The 12,017-nt window shown below is 48.6% G+C and carries 8 protein-coding genes; 3 read left to right on the plus strand and 5 right to left on the minus strand.

Annotation, left to right across the window (positions count from 1 at the left end; all coding sequences use genetic code 11):
- Positions 1-9 precede the first annotated feature (9 nt).
- The 3 genes from rplQ to V6C21_RS02805 all read left to right on the plus strand — a co-directional run bounded on the left by rplQ (position 10) and on the right by V6C21_RS02805 (position 2,691).
- Positions 10-351 (plus strand): 50S ribosomal protein L17, encoded by a 342-nt coding sequence (gene rplQ / locus V6C21_RS02795; RefSeq protein ID WP_034841283.1) that lies wholly within the window; start codon positions 10-12, stop codon positions 349-351.
- Positions 352-663: 312 nt separating this feature from the next.
- Positions 664-2,106 (plus strand): proline--tRNA ligase, encoded by a 1,443-nt coding sequence (gene proS, locus V6C21_RS02800; protein ID WP_034841284.1) that lies wholly within the window; start codon positions 664-666, stop codon positions 2,104-2,106.
- A 15-nt stretch (positions 2,107-2,121) separates the two neighbouring features.
- Positions 2,122-2,691, plus strand: coding sequence for a GNAT family N-acetyltransferase (locus V6C21_RS02805; RefSeq protein ID WP_479268269.1), 570 nt, complete (start codon positions 2,122-2,124; stop codon positions 2,689-2,691).
- Between the two features lie 283 nt (positions 2,692-2,974).
- On the opposite strand, the gene V6C21_RS02810 is transcribed toward V6C21_RS02805, so the two are convergent.
- The 5 genes from V6C21_RS02810 to V6C21_RS02830 all read right to left on the minus strand — a co-directional run bounded on the left by V6C21_RS02810 (position 2,975) and on the right by V6C21_RS02830 (position 11,996).
- Positions 2,975-7,309, minus strand: a complete 4,335-nt coding sequence (locus V6C21_RS02810) for a PolC-type DNA polymerase III (RefSeq protein WP_052659808.1) — start codon at positions 7,307-7,309, stop codon at positions 2,975-2,977.
- 33 nt (positions 7,310-7,342) lie between these two features.
- Entirely contained in the window at positions 7,343-7,939 is a 597-nt protein-coding gene (locus V6C21_RS02815; protein ID WP_034841291.1) for a regulatory protein RecX, read from the minus strand.
- A gap of 8 nt (positions 7,940-7,947) precedes the next feature.
- Positions 7,948-9,081: a recombinase RecA gene (gene recA / locus V6C21_RS02820; RefSeq protein WP_479268270.1), complete on the minus strand. Its 1,134-nt coding sequence runs from the start codon at positions 9,079-9,081 to the stop codon at positions 7,948-7,950.
- Between the two features lie 108 nt (positions 9,082-9,189).
- Positions 9,190-10,287, minus strand: a complete 1,098-nt coding sequence (locus V6C21_RS02825; RefSeq protein WP_045085141.1) for a type IV pilus twitching motility protein PilT — start codon at positions 10,285-10,287, stop codon at positions 9,190-9,192.
- 23 nt (positions 10,288-10,310) lie between these two features.
- Positions 10,311-11,996 (minus strand): GspE/PulE family protein, encoded by a 1,686-nt coding sequence (locus V6C21_RS02830; protein ID WP_045085142.1) that lies wholly within the window; start codon positions 11,994-11,996, stop codon positions 10,311-10,313.
- Between the last annotated feature and the right edge of the window lie 21 nt (positions 11,997-12,017).

Raw genomic sequence — 12,017 nt, forward strand, 5'->3', positions numbered from 1 at the left:
TGAATTCAGATGCCCGGAACCAGGAAGCTCGGGAAACCTACAGACCAAAGGCTGGCAATGCTGAGGGCGCTCGTTACTTTCCTCCTCGAAAAAGGCAGGATCGAGACTACCGTCGCAAGAGCCAAAGAAGTCAGGGCGATGGCTGAAAAAATGATCACTTTGGGTAAAGAGAATACTCTTCATTCAAAGCGTCAAGTTTTTGCTTTTGTCACTAAAGAAGCTGTGGCAAAAAAGCTGTTTGATGAGATTGCGCCGAAATACGCCGACAAGAACGGCGGTTATACACGCATTATCAAAACCGGCCCGCGCCGCGGTGATGCTGCCGAGATGGCAATCATCGAACTGGTTTGAGATTATAATAAATAAAGAGCCGTTCAGCAGCTTAGCTGGACGGCTTTTTGTATTAAGTATAAGTAAAATAAACGGACGCATGTTTATCAAGACATATAAAACAATGCTTGTTGCCGATAAAAAGTAAGATATGCCGTTTACAGAACAGCAGACTCATAGGCACAGGCGTTTGTGAAATGAATTAATATACGTCAAGTCCCGGAATGTTATTGAATTTGAGTTGGTATGCAATTATAATATAATATATGTGCACTCTTATATTTGCCAAATCAATTTTATATATAATTTGCAAGGTTGAAAGGCGGAAAAACAATGGCTGATAGCGGAAAAAAGAGATTGGTGGAAGCCATAACCCCGATGGATGAGGATTTTGCAAAGTGGTACACCGATATTGTAAAAAAGGCGGAACTTATTGATTATTCAAGTGTCCGCGGCTGTATGTATATACGCCCATATGGGTATGCCATCTGGGAAAATATCCAGCGCATACTCGACGGCATGTTTAAGGAGACCGGACACGAAAACGTATATTTGCCGATGCTTATTCCGGAGAGCCTTTTGAATAAGGAAAAGGAGCACGTCGAAGGGTTTGCACCTGAGGTCGCATGGGTAACCATGGGCGGCTCGGAGAAACTTGAGGAGCGCCTGTGCGTCCGTCCAACCTCTGAAACACTCTTCTGTGAGCTCTATTCTCATATCATACACAGCTATCGCGACCTGCCGAAACTGTATAATCAGTGGTGCTCGGTCGTAAGGTGGGAGAAAACGACCCGCCCGTTCTTAAGGACGCTCGAATTCCTGTGGCAGGAAGGGCACACAATGCACGAGACAGCAGAAGAGGCCAAGGAAGAAACAGAGCGCATGCTCAACATATATGCTGAATTCTGCGAAAAGTATCTTGCCATTCCTGTCATTAAAGGGCGCAAGACGGATAAGGAGAAGTTTGCGGGCGCGGAGGCGACTTATTCAATAGAGGCTCTCATGCATGACGGCAAGGCACTTCAGAGCGGAACTTCCCACTATTTCGGCGACGGCTTTGCCCGGGCGTTCGGCATCCAGTTTACCGGCCGCGACAACACCCTCCAGTATCCTTATCAGACATCATGGGGCGTCACAACACGCCTGATAGGCGCTATAATAATGGTTCACGGCGACGACAGCGGCCTTGTCCTGCCGCCGAAGATAGCACCCACACAGCTCATCATCATTCCAGTTGCAGCTCATAAGCCCGGCGTTGTCGATAAGGCAAAAGAGCTTGAAGCAAGGCTGAAAAAGGAATTCAGGGTAAAAGCGGATTATTCCGACAACTCGCCCGGCTGGAAGTATGCCGAGTATGAGATGAAAGGTGTTCCGCTGCGCCTTGAAATCGGTCCGCGCGATATAGAGAACAACCGCTGCATTCTTGTCCGCCGCGATAACCGCGAGAAAATCGAGGTATCGCTGGACGAGCTTGAAGCGAAGGTAAGAGAAACGCTTGACGATGTTCAGCAGTCTCTGTTCGATAAAGCGAAAGAACGCCGTGATAATATGACATATACCTGCACCGATTTGAATACGTTTATTGAGACGGCGCAAAACAAGCCCGGTTTTATCAAGGCAATGTGGTGCGGCGACGTGGAATGTGAAAACAAGCTCAAAGAGCTGGCGGGCGTAACTTCCCGCAATATACCTTTTGAACAGGAACATTTGTCCGATACCTGCGTTTGCTGCGGAAAGCCGGCTAAGCATATGGTATATTGGGGTAAGGCGTATTAAGATTAATTTGCAGTTGTGCTGTTTAAGACGGTGATTGAAGTGCCAATAAGCCATGTAGGGACAGAACCAATAGAAACGGAGCATCTTCTGCTTCGTCGGTTCGTGGAAAGCGATGCAAAGGACATTTTCAATAATTGGGCATCAGACCCGGAGGTAACTAAGCATTTGTCCTGGAAAACGCACAAAAATATTCGCACCACAAAAAAGGTTCTCAACAACTGGCTAAAGTTATATAAGAATCCTGATTTTTATCAGTGGGCTATTACTGTTAAGGGTACAGAAAGCCCTGTTGGGTGCATTAATATCCACACTGCCCATATCAAAAGTTGCGGCGAGGTAGGTTACTGCCTGTCAAGAAAGTACTGGAATAAAGGCATAATGACCGAATCTCTGAAAGCCGTAATAGATTTCGGATTTAACAGAATCGGTTTTGAAAGGATACAGGCTTATCATAAAATTGATAATGTGGCATCGGGACGCGTTATGGAGAAAGCAGGTATGGTGCAGGAGGGTATCTTGCGAAAATATGGGGAAGGCAGCGACGGAAGTCTGTACGACTGTGTAATGTATTCAATCACTAAATGAAGTTTTTCAATTAATTAATAGCTGATTAACAAAATCTTAACAAATTGGCACTATACTATAGACATACTTTAATTTCTCTTCTCCCATAATCCTTTATAGAATAACCCCCTTTTCCGGTTACAGCCGGGAAAGGGGATTTTTTTGCCTAACATAAAACTTAAAGTATGATAATAAATCAATCGGCGTCAGCCAAATGGTATTATAAGGCCCGTTTGCGAATTATAAGGGCATAAAAATCCCCTTTAGGGAACCTATTTAGACTCCCTAAAGGGGACAATTAATATCAGAAAAACGTAATCTGGCTTGTTTTGGGCAAATCTCCGAGGGCGCCTGCCTGTTCCAGCATTTCGATGACGCTCTTTGACGCCCCGCCGCGGGCTGACAAGTCGTCCTGTGAGATAAACGGGCCTTTTTCGCGTGCCGCCGCAATACTTTTTGCGACGCTGTCACCCAGCCCTTTGAGCGAATTGAGCGGTACGCGGATTTTTCCGTCCTCCACAAGGAATTTTGTCGCGTCAGACTTGTATATATCGACGGGCAGGAAACTTATGCCGCGGGCATAAGCCTCGTTTACAATTTCGAGGGTGGTGAAGAGGTCAAGCTCCTTCGCCGTTGCTTCTTTGCCCTTGTTTATAATCTCGTTCATCTTGGCCTTGACCTGTTCTTTGCCGCCCAGCACAATACTTGCGTCAAAATCGCCACCGCGGACGGTGAAATACGCGGCATAGTATTCGAGGGGGCGATAGACTTTGTACCAGCCGAGCCGTATGGCCGCGATGACATAAGCGGCAGCGTGTGCCTTCGGGAACATATATTTTATCTTCATGCAGGAGTCGATATACCACTGGGGTACATTGTGTTCCTTCATTTCATTGATATATTCCTCGGTCAGCAGTTTCGGCGCGCGGCCCTTACGCACTATCTCCATAATTTTAAATGCGTGCTTTGGCTCAACGCCTTTGTGCATCAGATATGTCATTATGCTGTCACGCGTTCCGACAACTTCGGATATTGTGCAGATACCGTTTTTGATAAGCTCCTGCGCGTTGCCGATCCATACATCTGTGCCGTGCGAAAGTCCTGATATCTGAAGCAAGTCGGAGAAGGTCTTGGGCTGTGATTCAATAAGCATCTGGCGCACGAATTTTGTGCCCATCTCCGGCAGCGAAAGCGTGCCGGTCTCGCTGCCTATTTCCTCCGGGGTTACCCCGAGGGGCTCTGTTGAGGTAAACAGCTTCATTACCTTGGGGTCGTTCATAGGAACAGACATAACGTCAATGCCTGTCAAATCCTCAAGGTGCTTGTAAAGCGTCGGCACATCATGGCCGAGAATATCGAGCTTCAGGATAGTGTCATGCAGAGAGTTGAAGTCAAAATGCGTTGTAATAATATCGGAATCCGGGTCGTCAGCGGGGTGCTGGACAGGTGTAAAGTCATAAATCTCGTAATCCCGCGGCACGACAATCATGCCGCCCGGGTGCTGGCCAGTAGTCCGCTTGACGCCGGTGCAGCCTTTTGCAAGCCGCAGCTCCTCCGCCTTGTGAAGCACTTTGCCCTTCTGTTCAAGGAACTTCAGGACGAAGCCATAGGCGGTTTTTTCAGCAACAGAAGCTATTGTTCCGGCGCGGAAAACATGCCCCTTGCCGAAAAGCACTTCGGTGTATTTGTGAGCAGTTGGCTGTTCCTCACCGGAGAAGTTAAGGTCGATATCAGGGGACTTGTCGCCGTCGAACCCGAGGAAGGTCTCAAAAGGTATATCGTGCCCGTTGCCCTCCAGCTTTTCGCCGCATTTAGGGCACATCTTTTCCGGCAGGTCGAAGCCGCTGCCGACGCTGCCGTCCGTGATGAATTCGCTGTATTTGCATTTTGGGCATACATAGTGCGGCGGCAGGGGATTGACCTCCGTTATGCCGGACATGGTCGCGACAAAGGAGGAACCGACGGAACCACGGGAGCCGACAAGATATCCGTCGCTCTCGGATTTTGCGACAAGTTTCTGCGCAATCATGTAAAGTACAGCGAAGCCATGCTTGATGATGGAGTCAAGCTCTCTTTGGAGCCGGTTTTTCACGATATCCGGAAGCGGGTCGCCGTAGATTTCCTTTGCCTTGTTCCATGTTATCCGCTGAAGCTCTTCGTCAGCCCCTTCAAGGGACGGAGGATAGTTGCCCTTTGGTATCGGGCGCACCTGTTCTATCATATCAGCGATTTTGTTCGGGTTTGTAACAACAACCTCATATGCCTTTTCCGGCCCGAGGTACTCAAATTCCTTGAGCATTTCCTCTGTGGTGCGGAAATAAAGGGGAGGCTGATTGTCCGCGTCAGTATAACCCTGGCCCGTCATCAGAATTTCGCGGAATACCTTGTCCTTTTCATCAATAAAGTGAACGTCGCCCGTCGCTACGACAGGCTTGCCCAGCTCTTCGCCGAGCCTTACAATCGTGCGGTTTATATCTTGAAGCGCCTTTTCGTCTTTGACCCTGCCCTCACGGAGCAAAAAGGCATTGTTTCCGAGGGGCTGTATTTCAAGAAAATCATAGAAAGAGGCGATTTTGCGCAGCTCGTTTTCAGGCTTTCCGTCCAGTATGGCGCGGAAGACTTCGCCCGCTTCGCAGGCGCTGCCGACCAGCAGTCCCTCGCGGTACTGCATAAGCAGGCTGCGCGGAATCTTAGGCTTTTTATAAAAATAGTCGAGATGGCTTTTTGAGATAAGCTTGTAAAGGTTTTTAAGCCCGACGGCGTTTTTCACCAGCAGAATCTGATGATATGAGCGCATTTTTTTGACATCTTCGCCGCATAATGCCCCGTTTATATCCTTTACTGATTTTACGCCGCGCTTTTGTTCAAGTTCAGTGAGCAGAATTTTGAAAATCTCGCCGAGTTCCCTTGCGTCGTCACAGGCTCTGTGATGATTGAACGGCGGCAGTTTTAAGTATTTTGCGACTATATTGAGCCTGTAGCTTTTCAGTTCTGGATAGAGCGTGCGGCATATCGGGATTGAATCTATATAGGTAAAATCACGCTTTATGCCGTTTCTTTCGAGGGCCGCGCGGATAAATCCTGCGTCAAATGCCGCATTGTGTGCCACCAAAGGCGCGTTGCCGCAGAACTCGAAAAATTTTTCGACCGCCTCTTTGTCAGAGGGGGCGTCTTTTACCATCTCGTCGTCAATGCCGGTGAGTTGTGTTATGTTTTCAGGTATATGGCGGCCGGGATTTACGAAGGTGTCGAATTCCTCAACAATTTCCCCGCCTTTTATGCGGACTGCGCCTATTTCGGTTATGCGGTCTTTCTCACGGGAAAGCCCTGTCGTCTCAAGGTCAAAAGCTATGAATTCTCCATCGAACGGCGTGTCGTCCTCACCAAATACAGCCGGCGCCATGTCATCGACAAAATAATTCTCAATCCCGTAAATGACTTTGATTTCCTTGCCGGACTTTTCGAGTTCTTCCCGGGCATTCATGGCATCCGGGAACGCCTGCGCCACGCCGTGGTCTGTTATGGCAATAGCCTTGTGACCCCATGCAGCCGCACGTTTAATATACTCTGCCGCTGGGGTTACAGCGTCCATAGAAGACATTGTAGTATGCAGGTGGAGTTCGACACGCTTTTGAGGTGCGTTATCGGTTCTGTCATCGATCTTTTTGACAGTGGAAATATCCAGCGCACGGATCGCTATTTCGCGGTCGTACTTGTCATAGGAAACGTCGCCGCAGACAAGTACAGTAACGCCGTTCTTTACCGCCTCGAGCAGCGGTTCGGCCTTTTTCTTATCCTGTATAACTTTTACCGTATTTGAAGAGGTGTAATCGGTTATATTGAAAGTGATTATGTATTTTGAGCCGTCGCGTGTTTCTCTTGAATCAAATGTAAAAACATCACCGCAGACGACCACCCGCCCTGACTCAAGCGTTACACTGTCGAGCCTTACAGGAGGCTTTTTGATTTCGCGCCCCAAAACGCATACCGCGCTTGAAGGGTCGAACTTGAGCCACTCAGGTGGCTGCGCAGTATAGGTTTTCGCTTTTTTCGGCGCTGTTTCCTTCTTTTCTGGTTTGCTTTCCTTTTTCGGCGCCGGTTTTTCTGGGGCGGAAACCTGCTGTTGGGGCAGCGGCTCCTCCCACGGTGGCAGTTGCTCTTTTTCCAGCTCAATAAATTCTATATTAAATTTCAGTCCGTACTGTTCCGCAATAAGACGCGATATCTCGCTGTCACAGTGGGACGATTTCAGTATATCGGCGCCGCCGTTTTTTAATTTTATGCGCAAGATATCGCCGTCAGCTTCACATTCGCTGCCGTTGAAGAAACCGTTTATTGTGGCGATAGACGCTTTAAGCTGTTCGATAACTTCAAAAAAGCTCCGTTCACAGAAAAGCGAGCTGTCATATCGCGGATATATTTTTATTGCATTAAGGCCATAGGCCTTTGCCACATCAATTTCATATTGATGGAGGAGCGAAAAAGGGATTATTTTGTCAAACTCTGCGGTAACGTCTATCTGCCTGTCCTCGCGGGAGATCGACATCTCGAGAATCTTTGTATTGTTGAGAATCTCTGCTGTTTCACCTTTCGGTGCTGCCTTGACGAAGATTTGAGGAATGCTCTTGCTTTCCGCCATTTATGTACTCCTTAGAAAAGGGAAAATTTAACGTTAAAACTCGTCGATTGCCTTGCTGATATCTTCCCACTTAAACCCGTTGCGTGAAAGCGCCGCCATGGCGCGGCGGCGAACCTTTTCGTCTTCTTTCCACTGCGGGTATTTTTTCGACAAAAACTTGATAATCCTATCAACTGGGTCCGATTCTGCGTTTTCTATGGCGCAGAGGGCCGTTTCGCGGTCGATGCCGCGCTTGGTCATTTCAAAAAGCGCACGAGCTTCGCCCATGAGCCGCCTGTCGAGCAACTCATGGGCTAACTTTTCAGCGTATTTGGTATCATCAATAAGGCCAAGCTCTTCCATATGTTCAACGGCCTTTTCGGCCCGTTCTTCACCGACTGTGCGGATGAGTTTCCGGCGCAGTTCTTCCTTTGAATGGTCGCGGTATGACAGGATGTTCATGGCCCTGTCGTTGGCGGCCCTGTCGCCAGCTATGCTGGCAAGTTTTTCGAGCTGGCTCTGCGTTATCTCGTCGCCTTCTGAAAGACAAGATTCCGCAAGCGTGCGCGCGTCAACTGAAAGAGCATATTTACCGTCTATGTAAACGGCATATCGCTTGTTTTTCTGGAGCTTTATGTTTGTTATAATCATCTTTCAAATCAAATGTCGTCGGCCTCAATATCTATGCTTTTTGATGTTGCTGCTTTTGATTCCTGCACTTTCAGCGGAGCGGGTTCAGTGGCAGCTTTAAATTTGATGTTTTTAAAAGCAGAATTAAGTTTGTCGGCGTTGCTGCGGACTTTTGCTTCAAGTTCATTCCTAAGCTTTTCGTCGTTTCTGAGCAGTTGAATGACGTTTTCACGGCCCTGTCCAAGCCTGTTCTCGCCATAAGAGAACCATGAGCCGCTCTTTTGCACGATATCGAGCTTTACAGCCAGGTCAAGTATTTCGCCTTCTTTTGAAATACCTGTACCATACAAAATATCGAATTCAGCTTCCTTGAAAGGAGGCGCAACCTTGTTCTTAACTACACGGGCACGTGTATGGGACCCGATTACCTCGGACCCAACCTTTATAGCTTCCTGACGTCTCACGTCTATGCGGACTGAGGCGTAAAATTTCAGTGCGCGTCCGCCGGTTGTAACTTCGGGATTGCCGTAAACAACGCCAACCTTTTCACGGAGCTGGTTTATGAAAATCGCGACGCACTTTGACTGTGCGAGGACGCCGGCGAGTTTGCGCAGCGCCTGGGACATGAGCCTTGCCTGAAGCCCCACGTGGGAGTCGCCCATTTCGCCTTGAATCTCAGCGCGGGGGACAAGTGCCGCGACCGAGTCGATTACGATAACGTCAATGGCATTGCTCCGGACGAGCGCTTCGGCGATTTCAAGCGCCTGTTCTCCGGTATCCGGCTGTGATACCAGCAGTGAGTCAACATCAACCCCGAGGTTCTTGGCATAAACGGGGTCAAGGGCATGCTCCGCGTCAATGAATGCCGCTTCACCGCCTTGTTTCTGTGCTTCTGCGATTATATGCAGTGCAACGGTTGTTTTACCCGAAGATTCCGGGCCGTATATTTCGACGATACGGCCTTTCGGTACGCCGCCTATGCCGAGAGCAAGATCCAGCGACAGTGAACCTGTTGAAATGGCCTCAACATTCATTGCCGCATTTTGGCCGAGTTTCATCACTGCGCCCTTTCCAAACTGTTTTTCAATATTTGCGATAGCGGTTTCAATTGCCTTTTGCTTGTCAGATAATTTCTTGTCATCAAGCTTTTTTTTGTCGTTCATTTTTACCCTCCATGCCGTTTCAGACGGCTTTAAAATATATAAAACGCGCAGTGCTTTGTGTCCATGGTTATCATAATTAATTATATATTATAGGTGGCTAAATTGCAATCAAAAGGAAAGTGTGTAATTTTGTCTGAGACTGCCTTTATTGCTCAGATAATGCTTTAGTGTTTCTGCATCACTGCAGTGGTTTAGCGCCTCACTGGTAGAAATCTTGCCGTCCATTACAAGACGGCTGAGGCAATAATCCATAGGTATCATGCCGTCCTTTATGCCGTTCTGCATGACCGTTGCAATCTGGTAACATTTGTTTTCGCGTATCAGATTGCGCACTGCGTCATTGACAATCAGCAGCTCAAATGCTGCGACCCGCCCTGTTCTTGATTTGTTCAATATGAGCTGCTGTGTTAAGATACCTTGCAGAACTGAAGCAAGCTGCATACGTATCTGTTGCTGCTGATGGGGCGGAAACATGTCGACTATGCGGTCAACGGTTTGTGCTGCGCCCATAGTGTGGAGGGTTGAAAGTACAAGATGTCCGGTTTCTGCGGCAGAAAGAGCCGTCGAAATGGTCTCAAGGTCACGCATCTCACCGACAAGGATTACGTCGGGGTCCTCACGCAATGCGCTGCGCAGCGCATCGGAAAAGCTTGACGTATCGTCGCCGACCTCCCGCTGGTTTATAATGCTTTTGTTGTGTTTGTGGAGGTATTCAATCGGGTCCTCAATCGTCAGCACATGACAGCGTTTGCTGCGGTTTAAATAGTCTACCATGGCGGCGAGGGTTGTGGATTTGCCACTGCCAGTCGGCCCGGTGATAAGAATGAGCCCGTGGGGCTTTAGGACGAATTCCTTGAGCATTGAGGGAAGACCGAGGTCGTCAATCGTCGGCATCTCCTGAACGAGTATGCGCACAGCGGCAGAATAGCTGCGGCGCTGTTTAAAAACATTAACACGGAAACGCCCTTTTTTGGGAATTACATATGAGAAATCAACCTGTCCCTTTGTCTCGAGAACCTTTGCTTGGGCGGGTGTCATCATCGAAAGAACAATATCACGGGTTTGCTCGGGCGTGAGCGGCGGCACGCCTTCAAGCGGCTGAAGCTGGCCGTTTATGCGCACCATCGGAGGAACGGCTACGGTTATATGCAAATCAGATGCATTCATAGCCATTGCTTTGAGCAAAAAATCTTCAAGACTTGACATTTAAAACATCTCCTTAAATCTAATTATTCATCGGCTATGTTATAGGTAACTTTCAGCATTTCCTCAATTGTCGTCGTACCATTTTTGACAAGTTCTGCACAGTTTTGGCGGAGGGTGGTCATGCCTTTTTGCACAGCATACTCGCGAAGCTCGTCCGATGTCGCGCCATAGCTTATGAGTATGCGGGCATTTTTGTCAACGGGCATTATTTCATGTATGGCTGTGCGCCCCTTGTATCCCATGTAGTTGCAGAAAGCACAACCCCGCCCTTTCCATAACTTTTCGCCGGGGTTGAGTCCCAAAATCTCCGCCTCGTGAGGTGACGGATCATAAGCGGTTTTGCACCGCGGGCAGATATTGCGCACAAGGCGCTGGGCGATAACGCCGACGACAGCGGAAGAAACAAGATAAGGCTCTATTCCCATGTCGATAAGCCTTGTCATGGTCGAGGGCGCGTCGTTGGTATGAATCGTTGAAAGCACAAGATGTCCGGTTATAGCGGCTCTGACAGCCATTCTGGCGGTCTCGGTGTCGCGTATTTCGCCAACCATTATGATATCGGGGTCTTGTCTCAGGATTGAACGCATGCCAGAGGCAAATGTAAGCCCCGCCTTTGCGTTTACCTGAACCTGATTGATTCCAGGCAACTTATATTCTACAGGGTCCTCGACTGTTATAATATTTACGCCGGGCTGATTGAACTCCTTGAGTATGGAATAAAGGGTGGTGGTTTTACCGCTGCCGGTGGGGCCGGAGACAAGGATAATGCCGTTTGGGCTTTTTATTAAGCGTTCAAATATTTCAGCGTTTTTTTCGCTAAGTCCGAGCTGGCTTTTGGAAAACAGAACGCCAGTGCCGCCGAGAATGCGGATAACAAGTTTTTCGCCGTTGACCGTTGGCATTATGGAAAGCCTTAAATCTACAGGGCGGCCGTCAACTACGGTTTCAATCCTGCCGTCTTGGGGCAGTCTGCGCTCCGCAATATTCATTCCGCTCATAATTTTGAATCTTGTAATGACTGCATTGTGGGCACCGCCGGCAAGCGTCATCTGGTTCTGTAAAACGCCGTCGACCCTGACGCGCACGCGGGTAGTCTTTTCCATAGGCTCGATATGTATATCGCTTGCCCCGAGCTTTACCGCCTGCTGAATGATGGAATTGACCAGCATGACGACAGGGGCATTGTCGATTCTTTCATCAATTTCTCTAAAACTGCCGCCGGTATTTTCAACCGTGAATTCGCGGTTCAACACCTCGGCCGCGTCTTCGGCTTGTTTTTTGCTATAGTATCTCCCGATAGCGTTTTTTATGGCCGACGGGGCGGCGAGGACGGCCTTTATCTCCAAGTTGGTTGCGAGCTTTAGGTCATCAAGTGCGTAAAAGTTCATTGGGTCACTGGTGGCGACAGTGAGTGTTTTATCATCTGAGGCGATTGGTATGACGTTATATTTTCTTGCAAGCTCTTCTGATATCAAGGCGGGAGCGGCGTTATCAATACGTGTCTCGCTGAGGTCGATGAAGGGGACTTTAAAGCGCGTTTCGAGCGCCTTCATCAGTTCATTTTCGTCTATAATGCCGGATTCGACGAGGATGTCGCCGAGTTTTTTGCCGTTTTGCTTTTGCAGGCTGAGTGCATCCTCGAGCTGCTCTTGAGTTATCAGCCCCGAATCGAGCAGAGCTTGTCCAAGCGGTATGTTCTTAACGGCCATACATTTATCACCCCCACAGTA

Origin of the sequence: [Clostridium] cellulosi (genome assembly GCF_036762875.1) — a bacterium.
In the GTDB taxonomy this organism is placed as follows: Bacteria; Bacillota; Clostridia; order Oscillospirales; family Ethanoligenentaceae; genus Ruminiclostridium_D; species Ruminiclostridium_D cellulosi.